Below are 22,821 nucleotides of genomic sequence, written 5' to 3' on the forward strand. Positions count from 1 at the left end.
GTCGAGACCCATCGTGCTCGTCGAGACCCATCCTCCCCCACGCTTGAGAGCGTGGGTCTCGACGACGAGCGTGGGTCTCGACCAGCGCCCGAACAACACGAAGGCGGGACGTCGGAGACCACTCAGCCATGGGTTCGTCTCTGATGTCCCGCCTTCGCGGGTTTGCAGGGCACGAGGCCCTGAGGGTGCCGGCTCCCCCGAACCGGCACCGGTCTGGGGAGCTACGCCTTGTCGAGGCGGTAGCGCAGCGAGGCCAGTTCGGCGCGCAGCGCCGCCGGAACCTTGTCGCCGAAGGTGTCGTAGAACTCCTCGGTCAGATCGGCCTCGGTCTTCCACGCCTCGGCGTCGACGGAGAACAGCTCGTCGAGGTCGGCGGCGGGGATGTCGAGTCCGTCGAGATTGAGGTCTTCCACGCGCGGCAGGCGTCCGATCGGGCTGTCGACCGCGGGCACGTCACCGGCGATGCGGCGGATGATCCAGTCGACGACGCGCGAGTTGTCGCCGAAGCCCGGCCACAGGAACCGGCCGTCGTCGCCGCGGCGGAACCAGTTGACCTGGAAGATGCGCGGTGCGCGGTCGAAGCGCAGACCGCGGCCCACCTTGAGCCAGTGGCCGAAGTAGTCCGCCATGTTGTAGCCGCAGAACGGCAGCATCGCGAAGGGGTCGCGGCGGAGCTCCCCGACCGTGCCTTCAGCGGCAGCCGTGCGCTCGGACGAGATGTTCGAGCCGAGGAACACGCCGTGCGTCCAGTCGGTCGCCTCGACGACGAGGGGCACGTTGCTCGCGCGGCGTCCGCCGAACAGGATGACGTCGAGCGGGACGGCCTCCTCCCAGTCCTCGGAGATCTGCGGGCACTGAGCCGCCGACACCGTGAAACGGGAGTTGGGGTGCGCGGCAGGGCGTCCCGACTCGGGGGTCCAGTCGTTGCCCTCCCAGTCGATCAGGTTCGCCGGTGCCTCGTCGGTCAGGCCCTCCCACCACACGTCGCCGTCGGGGCGGAGCGCGACGTTGGTGAAGATGGTGTTGCCCCAGAGCGTCTCGACCGCGGTGACGTTGGTCGATTCGCCGGTGCCCGGCGCGACGCCGAAGAAGCCCGCCTCGGGGTTGATGGCCCACATGCGACCGTCTTCACCAGGACGGATCCATGCGATGTCGTCGCCGAGGGTCTCGACGCGCCAGCCCGGGATGGTCGGACGCAGCATGGCGAGGTTCGTCTTGCCGCAGGCCGAAGGGAAGGCCGCAGCCACGTGGTAGGCCTTGCCCTGCGGGTCGATCACGCGGATGAGCAGCATGTGCTCGGCGAGCCAGCCCTCGTCGCGGGCGATCACCGAGGCGATGCGCAGCGCGAAGCACTTCTTGGCGAGGATCGCGTTGCCGCCGTAGCCCGAGCCGTACGAGTAGACCTCGAGCGTCTCCGGGAAGTGCACGATGTACTTGTCGTCGTTGCAGGGCCACTCCACGTCCTGCGCACCCGGCGCGAGCGGGGCACCGACCGTGTGCACGGTCTTGACCCACGGCGCACCCTCGGCGATCTGACGCGTGACGGCATCGCCGACGCGGGTCATGATGCCGATCGAGGCGACCGCGTAGGCGCTGTCTGTGATCTGCACACCGATGTGCGAGAGCGGGCCGCCGACGCGTCCCATCGAGAACGGGACGACGTACATGGTGCGCCCACGCATCGATCCCTCGAAGATCTCATCCATCTTGGCGTGCATCTCGGCCGGAGCCGCCCAGTTGTTCGTGGGGCCAGCGTCCTCCTCGCGCTCGGAGGCGATGAACGTCCGCCCCTCGGTGCGAGCGACGTCGCTGGGGTGCGAGCGCGCGAGGTACGAGCCGGGTCGCCACTCGGGGTTGAGCTTGATCAGCTTGCCCTCGTCGACCAGTCCGCGCAGCAGCCAGTCGTTCTCGGCCCGCGAGCCGTCGACCCAGTGCACGGAGTCGGGCTGGGTGAGCGCCCGGATCTCCTCGACCCAGGCGGCCAGCTCGGCCATGGCAGGAGTGTCATACGTCGGAGCCGCCCCGAACGTGCGCGTCGGGGAGACGGGAGACGTGCGAGGGGTGAGGACTTCGGCCATGGCCATGACTGCTCCTTAGAAGTGTGGGGCGTTGCACCTATCTTCTTCCGGTTCGAACGCGACTTTCGGCCATTTCAAGCGATAAGAACTGGAATTCTTTCGCTAGACTCAAGGAATGGCGTCCTCCGGCATCCACCTCACGACCCTCGGCCACCGCATCCGTCACCACCGACTGGAGAACGGTTACACGCTCGATGAGCTCGGCGCGCTGGTCGGCGTCGCCGGCTCGCAGCTGAGCCTGATCGAGAACGGCAAGCGCGAGCCCAAGCTCTCCCTCCTTCAGGCGATCGCGCAAGCGACCAAGACCGAGGTGACCGATCTCATCTCCGGTGAGCCGCCGAATCGGCGTGCCGCGCTCGAGATCGCCCTGGAGCGCGCGCAGGAGAGCCCGGTGTTCCGGCAGCTCGGCGTCGCCCCCGTGCGCGTCACCAAGGGGATGAGCGACGAGACGATCGAATCCGTTCTCGGCCTGCACCGGGAGTTGGAGAGGCGGGAGCGCGAGGCGATCGCGACCCCGGAGGAAGCACGCCGCGCCAACACCGAGCTGCGGCTGCGGATGCGCGCCCAGAACAACTACCTCCCCGAGATCGAGAAGCTCGCCGAGAAGCACCTCAAGGCTGCGGGACACGTGCAGGGTGCACTCACCCACCGCACCGTGAGCATCATGGCCGAGAAGCTCGGGTTCGAACTGATCTATGTCAACGACCTCCCGCACTCGACACGGTCGGTCACCGACCTCGAGAACGGGCGGATCTACCTGCCGCCGGCCTCGATCCCCGGCGGTCACGGCCTGCGCTCGATGGCGTTGCAGGCGATGGCGCACCGACTTCTCGGACACACCCCGCCGACCGACTACGCCGACTTCCTGCAGCAGCGCCTGGAGATCAACTACTTCGCCGCATGCTGCCTGATGCCGGAGACGGCCTCCGTCGCGTTCCTGCAGCAGGCGAAGAAGGACCGCAACCTCGCCGTCGAGGACTTCCGCGACGGCTTCGGCGTCACGCACGAGGCGGCGGGCATGCGCATGACGAACCTGTTGACACAGCACCTCGGCATGGCGCTCCACTTCCTGCGCGTCGACTCCACCGGGGCGATCACCCGTGTGTACGAGAACGACGACCTGCCGCTGCCGATGGATGTGACCGGTGCCGTGGAGGGACAGCGGGTGTGTCGCAAGTTCCAGGCCCGCGCGGCGTTCACGCAGCAGAACCGCACGGTGGAGCACCACCAGTACACCGACACCCCGTCCGGCACCTTCTGGTGCTCGACGCAGACCGGGTCGTCGACCGACGGCGAGTTCTCGGTGACGGTCGGGGTGCCCTTCGACGACGCACGGTGGTGGCGTGGACGCGAGACGAACGACCGCGCGGTATCGACGTGCCCCGACGAGTCGTGCTGCCGTCGCCCCTCGGCCGAGCTGAGCGATCGATGGAGCGGACGGGCCTGGCCGAGCGCGCGCGTGCACACGCACATGTTCTCCCCTCTCCCCCGCGGCGCGTTCCCGGGCGTCGACGACAACGAGGTCTACAGCTTCCTCGCCCGCCACGCCAGCGAGTAGGCGCCACGCCAGCGAGTAGGGGCGGGGCGGGCTCGGGCGGCCGTCTCAGTCGTCGGCGAAGCGGGCGAACCGCGCGAGGGCTGCGGCCACGACCTCGGGATCCTCTGGCGCCTCGAAGAGCTGCGGCGGTTCACTCCTGGTCGCGCTCGCATGCGACCAGCAGCCGATGACGCGGCCCTGTTCGACGATCGTCGGACGCACCATGCCGTTCTTCCCCGGCCCGATCGCCGCCAGATACGCCGGGTCGCATACGGCCGTGCGATCGGCGTAGGAGATGTAGTACTCGTCGAACGCGCCGAGAGCATGGACCGACGCGGCGCCGCTCGCCCGACGCGGAGGCCGGCACGCGACGAAGAGCCCTTCGTCGACCTCTTCGACGCTGGAGGCCGCCCGCTCTGCCGCCTCACGCGACTGCCCCAGAGTGAGGCCCGACCACCACGCGAAGTCAGCGACCCCGGCAGGACCATGGCCGTCGACGTAGCGGACGAACAGCTCGGTGAGCGGATCGTCGGGTGCTGCGTGCTCGCGGATGTGCTCCTCCACGAGGACGAAGCGCTGTTCGCGGGCGACACCGGCGCGGGCCACGACCGGTCCCTGGCAGATCAGCCCGGCGATCGTGAGGGTGAACAGCAGGTGGATGCCGCGCTGACCGGAGGGGTCGATGCCGATCCCCTCCAGCACCTCGAACACCTCCGCACGCGTGCACCCGCCATCGCGCAGGCGCGGCGTCAGGGCGCGAACGGCAGCGGCGACCATGTCGTCGTCGATGCCGAGGTCACGGTGACGGGTGGCTGCCTGCTGCCGCTGCCGCCCGGCGGTGACCTGGAGCATCCAACCGAGGTCTCGCGCCGGGACGGTGTGCAGGGTGCCGCGCATCGTCCACGCGCGCACGATGTCGCCGCGGTCGAAGGCCCGGTCGACGTCGCGCAGTGTCGGCTCACCGCGGGTACGCACGGCGAGCGCCCACCGACCGGCCGTGAAGTCCTGACTCTGCACGGCGAGCATGTGCTGCGCCGCATGCGTCACGGTGCGCGCCGGAGCGGTCAGGCGATGCGAACGGAGGCGTTGTGAACGGAGACGATCGGTGCGCTGAGCCGCGGTCTTCATGACCTCATCATGCCGGGTACTCCGGACGATACGACGAAACCCGGCGAACGGCGAGACTTAGCCCTGCAGGGTCACCTCGCGGCGCTCCGGCAGCACGATCGGGTGCGAGCCCGCCATGACCTCGAGCACACGGATGACCTGGCAGGAGTATCCGAACTCGTTGTCGTACCAGACGTACAGGATGAGGGTGTCCTCGTCGGCGATGGTGGCGAGGCCGTCGACGATGCCGGCACGGTGCGAGCCGACGAAATCGGTGGAGACGACGTCGGGGCTCTCCACGTAGTCGATCTGCTGACGGAGCTTGGAGTGCAGCGAGACGCGGCGCAGGTAGTCGTTGACCTCGTCCTTGGTCGCGGGACGCTCGATGGTCAGGTGCAGCACCGCGAGCGACACGTCGGGCGTCGGGACGCGGATCGAACTGCCGGTGAGCTTGCCCTCGAGCTGCGGGAGCGCCTTGGCCACGGCCTTGGCCGCCCCCGTCTCGGTGATGACCATGTTGAGCACGGCCGAACGTCCGCGTCGGTCGCCCTTGTGGAAGTTGTCGATCAGGTTCTGATCGTTCGTGAACGAGTGCACGGTCTCCACGTGCCCCTTGACGACGCCGTACGCCTCATCGATCGCCGCGAGCACCGGAGTGATGGCGTTGGTCGTGCAGGACGCGGCCGAGATGATGCGGTCGGAGTCGGCGATGGTGTCGTCGTTGATGCCGTGGACGATGTTCTTGAGCGGGCTCTTGCCGGGGGCCGTGAGCAGCACGCGGGCGACGCCCTTCGACTGCAGGTGCTGGGAGAGCCCCGCCTCGTCGCGCCAGCGTCCGGTGTTGTCCACGACGATCGCGTCGTGGATGCCGTGCGCGTTGTAGTCGATGGTCGCCGGGTCGTCGGAGTAGATCACCTGGATGCGAGTGCCGTTCGCGATGATCTGCTCGGCATCTTCGTCGACCGTGACCGAACCGGCGAAGCGGCCGTGCACGGAGTCGCGCAGCAGCAGCGACGCGCGCTTGACGAGATCGTTCTCGGCACCGCGGCGGACGACGATGGCACGCAGACGCAGCCCGCTCCCCCCTCCCGTGTGGGCGATGAGGATACGAGCGAGGAGGCGGCCGATCCGCCCGAACCCGTAGAGCACGACGTCGGTGGCCTCAGCGGCGACAGCTCCCATGGCCGGAGCGAGCACATCTGCGAGATAGGCCTCCAACGGCTGACCGCTCTCCGCGTGGCCGGCGACCAGGCGGGCGACGTCGAGGGAGGATGCCCCGGGCGCGAGAGCATGGATCGCTTCCAGCACCGCAAGGCTGTCCTCGATCGGCAGACGCTCGTGACCGAGCTGGGCGACACGCTCGTGCACCTCGACCAGCCCCGTCGCCGACAGGCCGAGCAGACGATGCCCGTGGAGCGACGTGACGACGTCGTGCTCCCGTCGGAGCGCCCCGATGAGCGGGATCATCCGCTCCGCCAGCTCTTCGCTCTCTGTCCAGTCGTCGCGGTGTGCCGCGGAATCGTTCATCTGCGTCCTTGCATGTGTGAGCGCGCGCCGAGGTCGCCGGCGCGCGAGTTGCCGGGTGGATCGGGGGATGCATCCAGCGTACAAGTCGCAGGAACACGTGCCGAATCCGACGGCTGCGGACCGGGGTCGAGCAGGCCCGGCTTCTCGCGGGAATCCCCCGGTCACCCGTCGCGTTCTCCCCCTCGGACGCTCCACGAAAGGCTCGCGATGACCCCCAGCCCCCGCCGCTCGGCATGGCCGCCCCTGCTGCTCGCGATCGCCCTCGAGGTGAGTGCGACCCTCTCCCTCCGCGCCGCCGAGGGGTTCACGCATCCGTTCTGGCTCGTCGTCGTGGTGCTCGGCTACACGGGGTCGCTCTGGCTGCTGTCGGTCGTGCTCGACCGCGGCATGGCCGTCGGCGTCGCATACGGCATCTGGTCGGCGATCGGCGTCGTGCTCACCGCCGCGCTCGGCACGGTGCTGTTCGGCGAGCTGCTGGGACCGGTGCAGATCGTCGGCGTCGGCGTGATCGTGGTCGGCGTGCTGCTCGTCGAACTCGGATCCCATACGCGCGATACGACGGAGGCGACGTCGTGACCTGGGTGTTCCTCGCCCTCGCGATCGCGAGCGAGGTCACGGCGACGCTGAGCCTGCGCGCATCCGAGGGCCTGCGCCGTCGCCGCTGGATCCCCGTGATCGTCGTCGGCTATCTCGCCGCCTTCACCCTGCTCGGCACGATCCTCGCGATGGGGATGCCGGTGGGCGTCGCCTACGGGATCTGGGCCGCCGCCGGTGTCGCGCTGACCGCGGTGCTCGGGCGGGTGATCTTCAAGGATCACTTCTCGGCCATGATGGCGATCGGCGTCGCGCTGATCGCGGTCGGAGTGGCGATGATCGAGTTCGGCGGCGGCCACTGACGACAACGCGCCATGAGCTTCTCCTCGGCAGCAGTTTTGCGTCTACACTGGTGGAATAATGACACAGTCACTCCACGGCGACGATGCCGACCTGATCATCCGCGGCGGCCGCATCCGCACCCTCGACCCTTCCGACACGATCACGGAGTCGCTCGCCGTCCGCGACGGGGTGATCGTCGCTCTGGGTGCGGAGGCGGAGGCTCTGGATTCGCGCGCGGTGATCGAGCTGGACGGGCGCACCGCGATCCCCGGCATCAACGACGCCCACCTGCACGCCGCATGGCTGGGAGCACGGTGGCCGCATCTCTTCTTCTCCGACACACCGTCGGAGGAGCAGCCGTCCGGACGGCTCGTGTCGACGTCGGAGGAACGCCGGTCGGCGCTGCGACGCGCATGGGCACTGCTCGCCGAGCTCGGCATCACGAGCTACACCGAGCCGGGGATCGGCCCCGGCGAGGACGACGGCGAGACCGGATGCTTCGGCTCCGACATGCTCGACACCTACCTCGAGCTGCATCGCGAGCGCGCCCAGACCTCCCGCGTGACCCTGCTGAGACTGTTCGGCACGATCGACGGTGAGAGCATGCTCGACGACTTCGAGCGCGGGGTGCGCATCCCCGCACCGCCCTCCGACCCTCGATGGCTCGCGATCCCCGGCGTGAAGATCTTCGCGGACGGCATCCCCCCGATGGCGACCGCCTGGGTCGATGAACCCTACGCCGACGGCACCACCGGCGGACTGCTCACCCGTGGCGAGCCCGACGCCCGCACCGCCTTCCGACGCATGCTCGAACTGGCCTCTGCCCGCGGGCTGCAGATCGCGGTGCACGCGACGGGAGACCGTTCGATCGCCGAGTTCCTGTCCGTGCTGGAGGGCCTGCACGCACAGCACCCCACGCCGTCGGGTCCGCACTATGTCGTGCACGGCGATCTCGCCACGACCGAGCAGATCGCCAGGATGGGGCACATCGGCGCGGGGTTCGCGGTGCAGCCGCTGATTGCGGCGCACACGCACTCCTGGGCGGCGATACAACTGGGAGAAGCCAGACTCGCCTCCGCATGGCCGCTCGCCGAGATGCTGACCTCGGACGCGCTGACCACGATCACGAGCGACTCCCCCGTCGCGAGCCCGGACTGGCGGCTGGGTCTCGACGCGTCCCTCTCGCTGCTCACCGCCACGGGCGCCACGGACGACGCGGGCACCAGGAACCGGCTGCTGCGCTCCGTCACCGTCGACCCTGCTCGACAGGATGGCGCCTCGACATGGAAGGGCTCGCTGGCCATCGGCATGGTCGCCGACGTCACCGTCCTCGATGAGGACCCCCTGACGCCCGGCCGCGACCTCGCGACGATCGGCGTCGCCCGCACGATCGTGGACGGGCGCACGGTCTTCTCGCGCGGCTGATCCCGAAAGCGATGCACGAAAACGGCGGGCGGCATGTTCACGCATGCCGCCCGCCTCTGATCCCCCTCGGACCAGTCGTGTGCCCCGGCGCCGGTCACCCGGCGCCGGGACGAGTCTCACACCGCCGTCGCCACGAGCACCCGCGGGCTGCCGGGCAGCGCGACCTTGTCGCGCACCGACCAGCCGGCGTCGGCGAGCCATCCGCGCACCTCGGTCTCGGGATAGACGACGGTGCCGTCGATCACGAGGTACTCGCCCGCGTGCAGGGCGTCGAGCCCGCGCTGCTCCACATCCTCGTCCAGGAAGAAGTCGAGCACGGTCAGGGTCGCGCCGTCGACGGCAGCCGCCCGCAGGTTGCGGAAGATCTGCGCATTCTCCTCGGCGGAGAAGCGGTGGATCACGTGGTTCGCGAAGACCGCGTCGTACTCTCCCTCGGGAGCGGTGGTCGCCGTGTCGCCGACCTCGACCGTGGCACGCTCCTGCACTCCCGCAGCTGCGACCGCGTCGGCGATGCCGTCTTCGAAGCCGGGGGCGTAGAGGAACGTGGTGTGCAGCTCGGGGTTGTCCGCCATGACGGACAGCGCGAACTCGGCGGACAGGCCGCCGAAGTCGAGCGCCCTGGTCGCACCGTCGAGGTCGACGTGACGGCCGAACTCCTGCGCGTGCAGACGGTTGTACGTCATGACGCCGGCCATGAAGGTCGCCCAGCGGGCGTCGTCCATCTGCAGGTCGCCCGGCTCGGTCGTGTCGACCGTATGCGCGAACTGCAGCCAGTGCGGGTAGCTGATCTCGTCGAGGAACGTGAGGAAGGGAGCGAGGTCGATCGCCGCCTCGTCGCCGACCAGGTACGCGGCGGCATCCTCGGCGAGCGCGTAGCGTCCGCCGGTCCTGGTGAGCAGGCCCTTGGCGGTCATCGCATCGGCGAGCAGCGTCGCGATGCGCTCGCTGACCGCGCACCGCTCGGCGATCGCGGCCGTCGTGTCCGCCCCGTCGGCGATCGCGGCGAACAGGCCGACCCTGCTGGCCTGGAAGAGCTGCTTGGAGGCCATGTAGCCGGTGGCGATGTCGAGGATCCGCGCCGCGTCGGCGGTGGGGGTTTCGGTCATGAGCGAGCCTTTCGAATTATCTACGAATGTTGGAAATAAAGATCATGGTTGAAGCCGGATGTCGAGGGGGCTTCAATCCGCGAGGAACTCCCGCACCGCGGTCCGGAACCCCGGTGCGTGCAGGGCCGCGAGATGGTCGCCGGGAATGCGCCGTGTCCGCGCATCGGGTAGCAGCGCCGCGAGGTCGTCGATCCCCGCCGCCATCCCGTCGTCGACTCCACCGATCAGGAGGACCGGAACGCTCGGCCCGCCGCGATCGGCGACGAAGGGCTCCGCCGCCAGACCCTCGATCAGATCGAGCAGGTCGGCAGGACGGTTGCCCGGCATCGACACCATGCCGAGGATCATGCCCGTGAGCGGATCCCTCGGCGCGCTGCCGTCCGCGAGGGAGGCTCGCGCGGCCGGGAGGTCGACGAAGGAGAAGGGCTCCCCCGCGCTGAGCCCGCCGAGCACGAGCCGCCGAACGGCGATGTCGCGACGGGACGCGAGGTCCCATGACAGCCGCGCCCCGAGCGAGTAGCCGACGAGGTCGACCTCCTGCTCACCGACGGCCGCACGGATCGATGCGGCGATGGCGTCGGTCACGGCCGATGTCGTCGCGGTCCCGAGCGCGATGCTGTCGCCGTGAGCCGGAAGGTCGATCACCACACGCGGTCGATCGCCGAGCACGGCGTCCCACTCGCTTTCGGGCCAGTCCAGACGCCCCCTCGAGGCCAGGCCGTGCAGGAACACGACAGGACGCCCCGCTCCCGGATGGTGCGAGACGGACAGTGGTGCGGTCATGAGGCGCCTTCCTCTCGAATGCGGCGCCTCGCGGTCAGCGGAGTCGCGCCAGGAACTTCCGGATGTAGTCCTCGTAGTCGGCGATACGCTCGCCCTCGGGATACATGAGGTTGATCACCGTCGCTCCGACGGCGACCGAGATGAACTCGTTCGCGAGGGCCGCATAGTCCTGATCCCGGATGGATCCGGCATCGCGCGCCGCCTCCATCCGCTCGACGAGCATCGCGTGCCACCGCGCGAGATGCGTGCGGTAGAGCACCGTGAGCTGATCGTTCGACATCGCGTACTCCCAGAGGGCGAGGAGCACACGCCCACTCGCGATCTCCCCGACACTGCTCGGCAGCGTGCCCTCGAGCACCTGCTGCAGCATCCGCTCGGGCGTCGCGCCCTCGGAGATCGACTCCTGGAGCCAGGTGTCGTGCTCGAGCAGCACGGTCTCGAAGGTGGCGGCGACGATGCTCTCCTTCCCGGGGAAATAGTGCTTCAGGGCACCGTTCGCGAATCCGGCCTCGGCGGCGATGCTGCGCATGGTCGCCGCCTCGAATCCGCCCTTCAGGATGATGCTCTTCGCCACCTCGACGATGTCCCGTCGACGCTGGTCGTGGTCGATGATCTTCGGCATGTCGTCCTTCCGGCCGATTCTGCTGCGTGGAGTGTTCCGGCCTGGAGCTACCGTACCGCCGCATCGCGCACCTCCCGCAGAGCGAGCCACTGCGCGCGACGTTCGCGCTGAGCGCGCGGGTCGGCGACGGGCGAGGCCAGCCGAAGGCGCTCGGAGTAGGGATGCTCGGGGGCACGGGTCACCTGCTCGCCCTCCCCGACCTCGACCAGCTCACCGCGGTACATCACCGCGACCCGATGGCAGACCCGTCGCACGACGCCCAGGTCGTGGGAGACGAAAAGGTAGGCCACACCGGTGTCGCGCTGCAGCTCGATGAACAGGTCGAGGATCGTCGCCTGCGTGGTGAGGTCGAGCGCACTCACCGGCTCGTCGCACACGATCAGGCGAGGGCCCCGCACCAGCGCGCGGGCGATCGCGACCCGCTGCCTCTGCCCGCCGGAGAACTCGCTCGGATACCGGTCCACCGACGTCGACGGCAGCCGCACGCGATCGAGCATCTCCCGCACCTTCGCCTCTGCGGCCTTGGCACCGATGCCGGTGGTGAGCAGCGGCTCAGCGAGGATGTCGCCGATCGTCATTGCGGGATTCAGCGAGCCGTAGGGGTCCTGGAAGACGACCTGCACGTCATCGGCGAGCGCTCGGCGATGACGGGTGCCGAGGTGGCTGATCTCGCGCCCGTCGAACCGGATGCTGCCGGCTGTGACGGGAGCGAGCCCGAGGATGGCCTTGCCGAGCGTCGACTTCCCCGACCCGGACTCTCCGACCAGACCGAGGCACTCCCCGGGTGCGATGTCGAGCGAGACGCCGTGCAGTGCCCGATAGGCCTGCCGTCCGCGACCGTATTCCACGACCAGGTCGTTCACCTCGAGCAGCGGGTTCATGCGGGGACTCCCGTCTTGCGGCGGTCGAGCTCGGCTCTGCCCTCGGCGTCGTCGAGCGACGCGGCGATCAGTTCTCGCGTGTAGTCGACGGCGGGGGCGGCGAAGAGGTCGTCGACAGGGCCCGACTCCACGATGTCGCCGCCGCGCATCACGATCACCCGATCACAGATGTCCGCCACGACGCCGAAGTTGTGCGTGACGATGAGCAACGCCATCCCGTACTCCGCCTGCAGCTCGCGCAGCAGCTCCAGCACCTCGGCCTGCACCGTGACGTCGAGCGCGGTCGTCGGTTCGTCGGCGACGAGGAGCGACGGCTTGCCGGCGATAGCCCCCGCGATCAGCACCCGCTGCGCCATGCCTCCCGACACCTGGTGGGGGTAGCTGCGCATCACCCGGTCGGGGTCGGTGAGGCCCACTCGCACGAGCATCGCCCTGGCGCGCTCCTTCGCCGCAGCCTTGCTGAGCCCGTGCGTGCGGCGCAGCGGCTCGACCAGCTGATGGCCGATCGTGTACGAGGGGTCGAGGTTGCTCATCGGCTCCTGCGGCACGTAGCCGATGGAGCGCCCCAGCAGGGCATGGCGCTGCGCAGGTGTCGCCCGCGTGACGTCGACACCACCGACCCAGATCGCGTCGGCGGTCGCCCGCCCGGTGGCCGGAAGCAGGTCGAGCACCGAGAAGACCGTCTGCGACTTGCCGGATCCCGACTCGCCGACGATGCCGACGACCTCGCCGGGCGCGACGTCGAGGGTCACCCCGTGCACCACCTCGGTCTCGCCGTTCGGTGTGGCGTGCACGACCCGGAGGTTCTCCACGCGCAGAGCCGAGGCCTCCGCGGCGTGCTGCGCCGTGCCGGACGGGGAATCCGGTCCGGAGAGGGCAGCGGACCCGGCAGCGGAGACGGCGACGTCCTTCCGACGACGGGACACCCGTGGCGTGCGCACCTGCACCAGCTCGGCGAGCGTCGACCCCATGATCGCGAGCACCGCGATCGTGAGCCCGAGGGCCGCCGACGGCCACAGCAGCATGAGCGGATACGTGAGCATGAGACGGAAGCCCTCCAGCATCATGGCTCCCCAGCTCGGGACGTTGGAGTCGCCGATGCCGAGGAACTGGAGGCCTGCCTGCATGCCCATCGCGATACCGGCGGTCAGCGCCGTCTGGATGATCACGGGCGGATAGACGGCCTTGATCACGTGGCGGAAGATGATCCGTCCGTCGGAGAGTCCGGAGACCCTCGCAGCGTCGATGTAGGGCTCGCTGCGCACGGCGAGCGTCTGCGAGCGGGCGATGCGGAAGTAGCCGGGCACCATGAACACGCCGACGGTGGCCATCAGCAGTTCGAAATTGTTGCGAGACCCTGCGGCCACGACGAGCAGGATGATCATGCCGGGGATCGACTGCAGGGCATCGCTGATCCATGTGGAGACCCGGTCGAACGCTCCCCCGAAATAACCGGCGGCGACACCGGCGGGCACACCGATCACGAGGGCGGTGACGATCGTGATGAGCGCGCCCCACAGCGTCGTGCGGGTGCCGTAGATGAGGCGACTGAGGATGTCCCGCCCCGTGGAGTCGCCACCGAGCAGGTGCTCCGGTCCCGGTGCGGCCTTCGCGGCGGACAGGTCGACGAAGTTCGGGTCCATCGGTGCGAGCAGCGGGGCGAACACGCCCACCAGCACGATGAGCACGAAGATCGCGAGCGGGATGCACCCGCCGGGGTGACGGAGGAACCGCCGGAACAGGCTCGACCTCCGCTTCTGCGCCGCGCGGTCGAACGCGACCCTGATGTCTGTCGTGGTCATGCGACGCGCACCTTCGGATTGATCCAGCCGAGCACGAGGTCGAGCAGGAGGTTGATGAGGACGACGAAGACGACGGAGACGACCGTGATGCCGAGCAGCATGGGGATGTCGCCGTTCTGCGATGACTGGTTCGTGAGCTGGCCGAGCCCCGGGAGGCTGAAGATCTGCTCGACCACGATCGCGCCGGAGAGGAGGCCGACGAACATGAGCGCGATCACGGTGAGGGCCGCCGGCGAGGCGTTTCGGAGGATGTGCAGGTTGACGCGGGCGGCGGAGAGTCCTCGGCTGCGGAGAGTGCGTACCCAGTCCTGTCGGCTCTGCGCGATGACGGCGTTGCGCAGCTGCTCCGACACCGCGACGATGCCGCCCAGCGCGAGGGAGATCGCCGGAAGGGTGATGGAGCGCAGCCAGCCGTCGACGGACTGCGTCGGGGGCACGTAGCCCACGGCCGGGAACCACTTCAGCTGCACGGCGAGCCACATCACCAGCACGAGGCTGACCCAGAATCCCGGGAGTGCGAACAGCACGACGGAGATGCCCTTGATGATGCGGTCGAACCAGGTGCCGGGTCGGAGTCCGGTGATCATGCCGAACCCGATGCCGACGACCGCGGTGATGAGCGTCGCGAAGGTCACGACGCTCAGCGTCACCGGGACCTTGATCGCGAGCTGCGCGCTCACCGGTTGGAAGTTGCGCCAGGAGACGCCGAAGTCGAGCAGCACGGCGTGTGAGAGCCAGTCCCAGAACTGCACGAGGAGCGGACGGTCGAGACCGATCTTCTCGGCCAACGCCGCCTGCTGCGCTGGGCTCGCCGTGGTGCCGAGCAGGGATGCGGTCGGGTCGCTGATGGCCAGGTGCGCCAGGAAGAAGGTGCCGATCGAGACCGCGACGAGCAGGAGGATGCCGGACAGCACCCGCTTCGCCGTGAACACAAGCATGAGAACCTCGGGAGGGGTCGGAGGGGGCAGGACCCGGGGGCGGCCGTGTCGTGGCCCCCCCCCGGAGGGCATCAGCCCTGGGTGATGTAGCGCAGGGTGGGGAACATCATCCCGACGACGGGCTGCAGCTGGATGCCGGGTGCCGTGTAGTAGATGTTGTTGGCCTGGTACCAGACCGACCACCACGCCTGATCGACGAGGGCCTTGTTGAGCTCCTTGACGGCGTCGGTCTGCGCGTCGCCGCGTTCCTTCTGCACCTTGTCGACGAGCGGGGCGATGACCTCGTTCTGGGCATAGTCGGGTTCGGGGTTGAACCACTGCACGCTGGTGACCTGACGGGCCACCGTCGCGACGTCGTTGCCGTCCATCGCGAGGAACGAGATGAACATCGGGTAGTTCGGCGCGTTCAGCTGGTAGTCGGGCATCTGCATGTTGTCCCAGGTGACCGTGACACCCAGCTCGTTGAGCGCCTGCTCCGCGGAGGGCTTCCACATCTCGAAGATCGGCGACATGGGCATCGAGATCGCGAACCCGTCGGGGTAGCCGGCGTCGGCGAGCAGCTTCTTGGCCTTGTCCATGTTGTAGGCGTAGGTCTCGTTGAGGGCGGGGTCGTTGACCGTGCCGCCGTCGGGGAACACCTGGTTCGTGGCGACGCCGGCACCGCTGCCGACGGCGGCCAGGATCGCGGCGCCGTCGAAGGCGTAGTTCAGGGCCTGGCGCACCTCGAGCTTGCCGAGGGGCTCGCTCTTCGCGCCGGTGTGGTCGGTGATGACGAGTCCGGCCCAGCCGGAGACGCGCTCCGCGGTGTTCCAGCCCTGCTGCTTCGCCTGCTCGAGGTTGGCGACGTCGCCGTACTGCACGTTGATCTGGCCGCTGAGCATCGCGTTGTGTCGGGCGGTGGCGTCGGTGATCGGGTAGATCGCGAGCTCGGAGAACGGATAGGTCTCGGCATCCCAGTAGTCGGCGGTCTTGGTGAAGTGGTACTCCGCACCGGCGACGCTCGTGGCGCTGTCGAGGACGTACGGGCCGGAGCCGATCGGCTCGCTGCCGAGTGTTCCCGCCTCGATGGCCGCGGGCGAGGCCACGTAGCTGCGGCCGAGGCCCATGAAGTAGAGGATCGTGTCATCGCGCTGTGTGAGCACGATGCGCACGGTGTCGTCGTCGACCTTCTCGAACGAGGCGACGTTGACGTAGGCCTCCCCGGAGCGCGCTCCCGCCTTCAGGTACTCGAGGCTGGTGATGACGGCGTCGACGTCGACCGGGGTGCCGTCGCTGAACACGGCGTCGGTGCGGATGTCGAGGTCGATGCTCAGGTCGTCGTCGGCGACCGTCCAGTCTGTGGCCAGCGACGGGATCGGTTCGCCGTCGGCGTCGAGGGCGATCAGGGCGTCGTAGACCGCGGAGAGGTACGGACCGTCGAAGCCGATGTCGGCGAGGGAGGGATCCCACGACGTGATGTCGAGGAAGTTGCCGATGTTCAGGGCGTCGGGGCCTTCGGCAGCGCTGCCGTCGGACGGGGAGGGCGTTGCGCCGCCGCTGCAGCTGGTGAGCGCGAGGGTCGCGGCCACGGCTGCGGCGAGCGCGAGGGGCATTCGTTTCATGGTTCCTTCTCTCGGGTGCAAGGGTGGTGAAGAAGGCTCGGAGTGCCGCTGGCCGGTAGCCGGATCCGGCGTCACCTCGATGTGTCGCGCTGGTTAGTCTACAGGTGTGGAAAAAGAGCGCAAGGGCGATTCTTGCTGCGGATGCCCCACCCCATGCCCGGGGGCGCACCGGACTTGTCCGAGCGCGCAGGCATAGCGGCAGATCGGCACCCCGTTCAGGTGACGCCCGCCTCAGGCAGCGCCCCTCTCAGGCAGCACCCCTCTCAGGCAGCACCACCCTCAGGCAGCACCACTCTCAGGCGACGACATCCCCAGGCAGCGACATCCCCAGGCAGCACCACCCTTAGGCAGCACCACCCTCAGGCAGCACCACCCTCAGGCAGCACCACCCTCAGGCAGCACCACCCTCAGGCAGCACCACCCTCAGGCAGCACCCCTCTCAGGCAACGACATCCTCAGGCAGCGACATCCTCAGGCAGCGACATCGAAGCGTGCTCGCCCACCCAGCCGCGGAGTGCGCGCCGGATCAACCGAGGCGGGCGGCAGGAACCACACCTTTTCGCGACCACCGCCACCGCCACCGCTACCGCCACCGCCACCGCCACCGATGCGGATGCCCCACCCGTTGTCGTGGATGCGGTGATGACAGGTCTCGCACAGCAGCACGCCGTTCGAGAGGTCGGTCGGCCCCTGGTCGCGTCTCCACCAGCGGATATGGTGCGCCTTCGTCATCTCCGGGGGGAGTCCGCACATGGCGCAGCCGCCGTCCCTCTCCACGAGGGCCAGTCGTTGCGACCGCGTGAAGAGGCGCTTCTCCCGCCCCCAGTCGAGCACCTCGCTCACGGTACCGAGTACGCACGGGATCACTCCCCCGCCCGCAGCCATCCGCCGCGCAGCTCCGATGCTGACGGGCTGCTCGATTCCGTCGATCTCGGCCGATCCCGCACCCGCTTCCAGGGCGTCGAGACCCACCCGCACGATGACGGTCGCGCCCGCCAACGGCACGCGAGCCTCACAGTCGAGCACATGCCCGGCGAACACCGCGAGCGCATCGGCCTGGATCATCGGCACGGTGCGACGATCGGCATCGGGCGCGTCCGGGGCCGTCGCATCCTTCCGGGCGGCGAATGCGGCGCTCACGTAGCCGCGGATGGCGGTCACGACGGGCGCGGCAGTCTCCGCATCGAGGACGGCGTTCAGATGCACCATCCCGCCGCGCTCGTGGATGGTCAGGGATCGTCGGGAACGCTGCTCCTCGAGACGCGACTCCACCCCATCCGGGTCCAACCAGGCTTCCGCCCGCACGACCAGCTTCCGTACGTCGTCGACCGCGAGCGCCGCCGACTTCTCGACCAGCACACGCTCCGCTTCGGCGACACGCTCGACACCGACCACCACGCGGCATCGGTCGAGCAGCGCGATGATCACCGCTGCCGCCTGAGCGCTGAGTGCGCCCGCGTCGAGCGCCTCCCGAATCAGCGGATACCTCGCCGGCAGCGGTCCACCGAGGAGACCGGCGCGTGGTGCGACCGCCTCTCCGACCTTCACCAGCCGATGCGCCTCACCGCGCGACACCCCGACAGTCGCCGCGATCAAGGTCGCCGGATTCCGGAAGCCCTGCTGCTTCGCAAGGCTCTCCGCCCCCAGCTCCGGACGCGACTCCCGCGAGATGCATGCGGCGACCTCGATGTGCACCGCGTCCAGCCGGCGTTGCAGCACGCCGATCGAGGTGCTCACCGTGATCAGCTGCTCACGCGAGAGGTCTTCCGAACTCTCGGCGTCGGCCCACGCCGCATCGAGGCGGGACATCGCCTCGTGCAACACGGCCAACTTCGACATGCCTCGATTCTACCGAATCAGCGCTCGACATTCGAAGTTATGTTCGATCTCATTCCGGCATTCCGCGCCTCATCGACCAGCGCACGATACCCGGGGAGGAACGGCTCGACGAGCTTCGTCTCGAGCTGCGACTCCAGATCCCAGAGCACGCGCCGCTGCGCCTCATCCACCACGAGCGCATCACTTTCGTTGGCAGCGGCCAGCCATTCGAAGAGCACCAGCGCTTCGCCAGCCGTCAGCTGCACCTCGACGGACTCGCTCTCTCCAGTTCCCGTCATGCGCATCATGCTCGCATGGTTCACTGGAGCAACCGCACCGGACGACAGATAACCGGACGACAGCGCACCGTACGACAGAGAAGAGAACGACGTGGGCACCTGGGGACCGGGGAACTTCGACGACGACACCGTCGCGGACGGACTGAGCGCGATCACCGACGACCTGATCGCGAAGATCGCCGAGGTGTTCGCGGACGAGGACGACGACACCGAGCTGCAGCCGGACGAGTGGGGAGGATCCATGGCCCCGGCGTGGCTCGAGATCCTCACCGACATCGCGTCCGCAGGTCGCGTGGGGGCGACCTTCCCCTCCCGCAGCACGCTCGAAGGGTGGCGGGATCGATACGTCCGCGTGTGGGACGAGTACATCGACGAGCTCGAACCCGACGACGACTATCGCATCGACCGGCGACAGGTCATCGTGTCGACCTTCGACCGCGCCGTATCACTCGCCCGCGAGCGCGAGTCGTAAGCACGACCCGCACCCCCCCACCACTCACCACGCTCCATCCGCCCGCACTCCGCGGTCGACCCAGCAGTCGGCGAGGGCGGTGCGCACCTCGTCGCCGTGGTCGCGCGCCAGCGCGAGGGCGGCATGGTTGAGCTCGAGCTGTGCGACGCGTGAGGCGCCGAACAGCACGTTCGCCGTCGCGGGGTTGGACAGGCAGAAAGCGATGCCGAGTGCTGCCGGCGTCACGCCGAACCCCTCGGCGACCCGCGCGACCTCGGGGTAGACGGCCGCGATCCGCTCACGGATCCCGCCGACGTCGGCACCGATCTTCCGTTCCGGCATCCGTCCGGTGGCGAGGATGCCTCCCTCGAACACGTCCGACGCCTGGAGGGTGAGCGTGCCGTCGGCGAACAGCGGCCCGTAGGCGTCGCCTTCCGCCATCGACCGGCGAGCGATGCCGTACTTCAACTGTGCGAACACCGGTCTGGCCACCCCCTGAGCCTCGGATTCCGCGAGTGCCTGCCGCGTGTGCTCGATGCGCCAGTTGTTGATGCCCCAGGAACCGACGAGACCTTCGTCGATCAGCGCGTTCACGTCGGCCACGAGCCGCGGCAGGTCGGGGGCATCGAGGTAGTCGCCCACCACGAGGGTGTCGAACCGGTCGAGGCCGGCCCGCTGCAGCGACTCCACGAGTTGCGCACGGAACCCCTGGTTCGGCCAGTCCCACAGCCAGAGCTTCCCGCACAGCACGATGTCCGCGCGGTCGACGCCGCTCGCCCGCAGCGCCTCGCCGAACAGGATGTCGGTGCGGGAGTTCTCGGCGTGCGGACCCATGTTGTAGTACGCGACGTCGAAGAACCCCGCATCGAGCTCCACCGCGCGCCGGATGAGGGCGACCGCCTCGTCCCGCTCCATGCGATCCCAGGTGTTCCACGACCCCAGGGCGAGCGGCGGCACCGGCGCTCCGCCCGAGAACAGGGGTGTGCGGGGATATGTCGGATCGGGCATGAGGGCTCCTTCGCCGTCTCGTGGCACGGGGTTGTGTTTTTCTATGTTTGTAGAATATAACGGACTCATCCCGTCAGAACACCCGTCAGTGAGGACGAACATGACCGTTTCCCCCCGCCGCATCCTGGTCACCGGAGGGGCGTCCGGGCTCGGCCGCGGCATCGCCACCGCCTTCCGCACGGCCGGCGACGAGGTGTTCATCGGCGACGTGGACGCCGACGCAGCCGCCGCCGTCGCCGCCGAGATCGGCGCCACCCCGCTCCCCCTCGACATCGGCGACGAAGCGTCGGTGCGAGCGGCGGCCGAGCGGGTCAGGGAGTCCGGCGGCATCGACGTGCTGGTCAACAACGCCGGCATCGTCGCTGGTGGCGGCACGCTGCAGGAGGTACCGGTGGATGTGGTGGATGCCGTCCTCCGCGTCAACGTGCGCGGCACGTTCCTCATGCTCCACGTCTTCGGCGCACTGCTGGCCGAGGCGGGGCACGGTTCGATCGTCAACATCTCCTCGATCGGCGCCCGCCAGCCCACCGCGGGCCTCGGACACTACGAGGCGACGAAGGCCGCGGTCGACGCCTTCACCCGCACCGCCGCCCTCGAGCTCTCCGCCTCGGGAGTGCGCGTGAACGCCGTCGCACCGGGTCCGGTCCTCACCCCGCTGACGGCCGGCTTCGCCTCCGACCCCGACGCCCGAGCCGCCTGGGAGTCCCGCATCCCCCTCGGGAGCATCGCCGAGGTCGACCAGATCACGCCGCTCGTGCTGTTCCTCGCGAGCGACGCCGCCAACCACATCACCGGAGTCTCCGTCGCCGTCGACGGTGGCCAGCTCCTGGTCTGAGAGGACCCCCATGTCGATACCCACCCTCACCCGCGCCGCCGTGCTCACCGCCCACGGCGAACCCCTCACACTGCAGGAGCTCCCCCTTCCGAGCGAGGTCGAACCGGGCGCCGCGCTCGTGCGCATCGCCTGCACCACGCTCTGCGGCACCGACATCGAGATCTGGGAGGGGAGGATGACCTTCCCCGGCATGCTGCCCATGGTCCTCGGGCACGAGATGGTCGGCGAGATCGTCGCCGTCGGCACGGATACCCGCGATGCGCTGGGTCGACCGCTCTCCGCCGGCGACCGCATCGGCTGGTCGGAGTCGACCTGCGGGGAGTGCCACGGCTGCGTCGTGCTGCGCGAACCCGTCGCCTGCTCGCGCCGCGGCTACGGATTCCTGCAGCGCGCCGATGTGCACCCGTTCGCCACCGCGGGGCTCTCCGAGTACGCCTACGTCACCCCCGGTGCAGCCAAGCTGCTGCTGCCGCCGACGGTCAAGGACACGTGGGCGTCGATGGCGGGATGCGCGGCGAAGACCGTGCTGCGCGCCTTCGAGCGCGCGGGCCGCATCCGTCCAGGCTCGACCGTCGTGGTCCAGGGGTCCGGAGCCCTCGGCATCTTCGCCACCGCCGTCGCGAAGATCGCCGGTGCGGGTCGCGTCATCACGGTCGGCGCTCCCGCCGTCCGCCTCGAGCTCGCCGCGCGCTTCGGTGCGGATGCCGTCGTCGACTTCCGCGACGGACCCGTCGTGGATCAGGTTCTCGAGCTCACCGGCGACCTCGGCGCCGACCACGTCTTCGACTTCGCCGGGGCACCGAGCGTCGGCCCCGACGCCGTCGGCATGGCCGCGCAGCGCGGCACGATCGCGATCGTCGGCTCCACGGGACCAGCGGGCGACGGCTTCGCCCTCAGCACGATCATGGGCAAGGAGCTCACGGTGGTCGGCTCGTTGAACGGCGACATCTCGGACTACGCCAGGGCTATCGACTTCTTCGCCGCCTTCGCCGATCGCTACCCGTGGGACGCCCTGTTCAGCGCCCCCGTCGGTCTCGCCGACGCCTCGGACAAGATCGCCCGCATGCACCACCTCGATGAGGTCAAGGCCGTCATCGACCCGAGAATGTGAGCCTCCGATGACCACTCCCCTCCGCACCGTCCCCCGCCGCGAGATCGGTCGCAGCGGCATCGACGCCTCGCTGTTCTCCCTCGGCTCCTGGCACACCTACGACCGCATGGACTTCGCCGACGCGGTGGCCATGCTGCGGGAGGCCGTGGAGCGCGGTGTCAACCTCTTCGACGTCGGCGTGTACTCCGCGCCCGGCGCCCCGCCCGTGTTCACGGATGTCATCTTCTCCGCCATGGTCCGCGCCGCCGGTCTCGCCCGCGAGGACTGGCTGCTGTCGTCGAAGCTGTGGCTCGAGGCCTTCGACGCCGACGGCTTCCGCCCGCAGCTCGAGAACGCCCTGATGCGGGTGGGCGTCGAGCACGCCGACCTCGTGATCCTGGGCGACCTGCGGCGGGACGACCTCGACCTGCGCGACCTCGTGATCGATCTCGCCCGACTCACCGAAGCCGGACTCATCCGCGCGTGGGGCGTGAACAACTGGTCGGCCTCGAGCATCCAGACCCTGATCGACCTCGCCGCACGAGAGGGGGTCGCCGGCCCGCAGATCGCACAGCTGAAGTACAGCGTGTCCCGACGCTCGATCCCCGACGGCGCCCCGTTCGCCCGCCTGTGGGAGCAGGGCCTCACCCTGCAGGCTTCGGACTGCCTGGAAGGCGGCGTGCTCGCCGGAAAGGTGAACGGCGACCGGCAGATCGGCCGCGACCCCGGAGACATCCGAACGCGGATCATCGCCGACGTGCCCGCGTTCACGGCGCTCGCGGAATCGCTCGACGTCTCGCCCGCACAGCTCGGCCTGGCGTTCACCCTCACGCATCCCTCCCTCACGACCACGCTCTTCGGCGCATCGAGCGTCGCGCAGCTGCGGGCGAACCTCGACGCCGCCGCGCTGGTCGAGCGCGTCGGCGCCACGACGCTCCGCGAACTCGTCGAACCGTTCTGGGCCGACCGCGACGTCGTCGACCCCGAGGGCCCCTGAACATCGCCCCGCGACCGTGCCCGCCCGAAGCCTCGCAAGG

At 69.2% G+C, this 22,821-nt stretch carries 21 protein-coding genes; 8 read left to right on the plus strand and 13 right to left on the minus strand.

The window, feature by feature from the left end:
• Window positions 1-221 precede the first annotated feature (221 nt).
• Entirely contained in the window at window positions 222-2,084 is a 1,863-nt protein-coding gene (locus FFS56_RS19335) for a phosphoenolpyruvate carboxykinase (GTP) (RefSeq protein ID WP_058632905.1), read from the minus strand.
• A 109-nt stretch (window positions 2,085-2,193) separates the two neighbouring features.
• Between FFS56_RS19335 and FFS56_RS19340 the strand changes: the two genes are divergently transcribed.
• Window positions 2,194-3,636: a helix-turn-helix transcriptional regulator gene (locus tag FFS56_RS19340; RefSeq protein ID WP_058632906.1), complete on the plus strand. Its 1,443-nt coding sequence runs from the start codon at window positions 2,194-2,196 to the stop codon at window positions 3,634-3,636.
• A gap of 45 nt (window positions 3,637-3,681) precedes the next feature.
• Here FFS56_RS19340 and FFS56_RS19345 read toward each other — a convergent pair whose 3' ends face one another.
• Together FFS56_RS19345 and FFS56_RS19350 are read right to left on the minus strand one after the other, a co-directional pair.
• A complete protein-coding gene (locus tag FFS56_RS19345) occupies window positions 3,682-4,743 on the minus strand; it encodes a winged helix DNA-binding domain-containing protein (protein ID WP_127012433.1) in 1,062 nt (353 codons plus the stop codon).
• Between the two features lie 57 nt (window positions 4,744-4,800).
• Window positions 4,801-6,249, minus strand: coding sequence for a glyceraldehyde-3-phosphate dehydrogenase (locus FFS56_RS19350; RefSeq protein ID WP_046749680.1), 1,449 nt, complete (start codon window positions 6,247-6,249; stop codon window positions 4,801-4,803).
• A 207-nt stretch (window positions 6,250-6,456) separates the two neighbouring features.
• Here FFS56_RS19350 and FFS56_RS19355 point away from each other — a divergent pair, with 207 nt between their 5' ends.
• Genes FFS56_RS19355 through FFS56_RS19365 form a run of 3 tightly spaced genes read left to right on the plus strand, consistent with a single transcriptional unit; the run spans window position 6,457 to window position 8,550 of the window.
• Window positions 6,457-6,825, plus strand: a complete 369-nt coding sequence (locus FFS56_RS19355; RefSeq protein WP_046749681.1) for a multidrug efflux SMR transporter — start codon at window positions 6,457-6,459, stop codon at window positions 6,823-6,825.
• Entirely contained in the window at window positions 6,822-7,145 is a 324-nt protein-coding gene (locus FFS56_RS19360; RefSeq protein ID WP_058632908.1) for a multidrug efflux SMR transporter, read from the plus strand. Before FFS56_RS19355 ends, FFS56_RS19360 begins: the two co-directional genes overlap by 4 nt.
• Before the next feature lie 58 nt (window positions 7,146-7,203).
• Window positions 7,204-8,550 (plus strand): amidohydrolase family protein, encoded by a 1,347-nt coding sequence (locus tag FFS56_RS19365; RefSeq protein WP_127012434.1) that lies wholly within the window; start codon window positions 7,204-7,206, stop codon window positions 8,548-8,550.
• A gap of 116 nt (window positions 8,551-8,666) precedes the next feature.
• Here FFS56_RS19365 and FFS56_RS19370 read toward each other — a convergent pair whose 3' ends face one another.
• The 9 genes from FFS56_RS19370 to FFS56_RS19410 form a co-directional block, all read right to left on the minus strand.
• Window positions 8,667-9,656, minus strand: coding sequence for a methyltransferase dimerization domain-containing protein (locus FFS56_RS19370; protein ID WP_046749683.1), 990 nt, complete (start codon window positions 9,654-9,656; stop codon window positions 8,667-8,669).
• Between the two features lie 72 nt (window positions 9,657-9,728).
• The gene (locus FFS56_RS19375) at window positions 9,729-10,439 is read right to left on the minus strand and encodes an alpha/beta hydrolase (protein WP_127012435.1); all 711 of its coding nucleotides are present in this window, start codon (window positions 10,437-10,439) and stop codon (window positions 9,729-9,731) included.
• A gap of 34 nt (window positions 10,440-10,473) precedes the next feature.
• Window positions 10,474-11,061, minus strand: a complete 588-nt coding sequence (locus FFS56_RS19380; protein WP_046749685.1) for a TetR/AcrR family transcriptional regulator — start codon at window positions 11,059-11,061, stop codon at window positions 10,474-10,476.
• A gap of 47 nt (window positions 11,062-11,108) precedes the next feature.
• Window positions 11,109-11,942: an ATP-binding cassette domain-containing protein gene (locus FFS56_RS19385; protein ID WP_046749686.1), complete on the minus strand. Its 834-nt coding sequence runs from the start codon at window positions 11,940-11,942 to the stop codon at window positions 11,109-11,111.
• Window positions 11,939-13,744 (minus strand): dipeptide/oligopeptide/nickel ABC transporter permease/ATP-binding protein, encoded by a 1,806-nt coding sequence (locus FFS56_RS19390; protein WP_127012436.1) that lies wholly within the window; start codon window positions 13,742-13,744, stop codon window positions 11,939-11,941. Before FFS56_RS19390 ends, FFS56_RS19385 begins: the two co-directional genes overlap by 4 nt.
• Window positions 13,741-14,682: an ABC transporter permease gene (locus FFS56_RS19395; protein WP_046749688.1), complete on the minus strand. Its 942-nt coding sequence runs from the start codon at window positions 14,680-14,682 to the stop codon at window positions 13,741-13,743. Before FFS56_RS19395 ends, FFS56_RS19390 begins: the two co-directional genes overlap by 4 nt.
• A gap of 71 nt (window positions 14,683-14,753) precedes the next feature.
• Complete coding sequence (locus FFS56_RS19400; RefSeq protein WP_227750922.1) at window positions 14,754-16,283, minus strand: ABC transporter substrate-binding protein; 1,530 nt, start codon at window positions 16,281-16,283, stop codon at window positions 14,754-14,756.
• 471 nt (window positions 16,284-16,754) lie between these two features.
• Window positions 16,755-18,122, minus strand: a complete 1,368-nt coding sequence (locus tag FFS56_RS19405; protein WP_046749690.1) for an HNH endonuclease signature motif containing protein — start codon at window positions 18,120-18,122, stop codon at window positions 16,755-16,757.
• Window positions 18,123-18,139: 17 nt separating this feature from the next.
• Window positions 18,140-18,400 carry a hypothetical protein gene (locus FFS56_RS19410; protein ID WP_046749691.1) on the minus strand — a complete coding sequence of 87 codons (261 nt, stop codon included), beginning with the start codon at window positions 18,398-18,400 and terminating at the stop codon, window positions 18,140-18,142.
• Between the two features lie 91 nt (window positions 18,401-18,491).
• Here FFS56_RS19410 and FFS56_RS19415 point away from each other — a divergent pair, with 91 nt between their 5' ends.
• Complete coding sequence (locus FFS56_RS19415) at window positions 18,492-18,872, plus strand: hypothetical protein (protein WP_046749692.1); 381 nt, start codon at window positions 18,492-18,494, stop codon at window positions 18,870-18,872.
• 24 nt (window positions 18,873-18,896) lie between these two features.
• Here FFS56_RS19415 and FFS56_RS19420 read toward each other — a convergent pair whose 3' ends face one another.
• On the minus strand, window positions 18,897-19,859 hold the full coding sequence (locus tag FFS56_RS19420; RefSeq protein WP_046749693.1) for an aldo/keto reductase: 963 nt from the start codon (window positions 19,857-19,859) through the stop codon (window positions 18,897-18,899).
• Between the two features lie 100 nt (window positions 19,860-19,959).
• On the opposite strand from FFS56_RS19420, the gene FFS56_RS19425 reads away from it, so the two are divergent.
• Genes FFS56_RS19425 through FFS56_RS19435 form a run of 3 tightly spaced genes read left to right on the plus strand, consistent with a single transcriptional unit; the run spans window position 19,960 to window position 22,781 of the window.
• Window positions 19,960-20,694, plus strand: a complete 735-nt coding sequence (locus FFS56_RS19425) for an SDR family NAD(P)-dependent oxidoreductase (RefSeq protein ID WP_046749694.1) — start codon at window positions 19,960-19,962, stop codon at window positions 20,692-20,694.
• Between the two features lie 10 nt (window positions 20,695-20,704).
• Entirely contained in the window at window positions 20,705-21,805 is a 1,101-nt protein-coding gene (locus tag FFS56_RS19430; protein ID WP_171011060.1) for a zinc-binding dehydrogenase, read from the plus strand.
• Window positions 21,806-21,812: 7 nt separating this feature from the next.
• Window positions 21,813-22,781 (plus strand): aldo/keto reductase, encoded by a 969-nt coding sequence (locus FFS56_RS19435; protein ID WP_137772284.1) that lies wholly within the window; start codon window positions 21,813-21,815, stop codon window positions 22,779-22,781.
• Window positions 22,782-22,821 lie beyond the last annotated feature (40 nt).

Source organism: Microbacterium sp. Beta (assembly GCF_005502545.1).
GTDB lineage: Bacteria > Actinomycetota > Actinomycetes > Actinomycetales > Microbacteriaceae > Microbacterium > Microbacterium oxydans.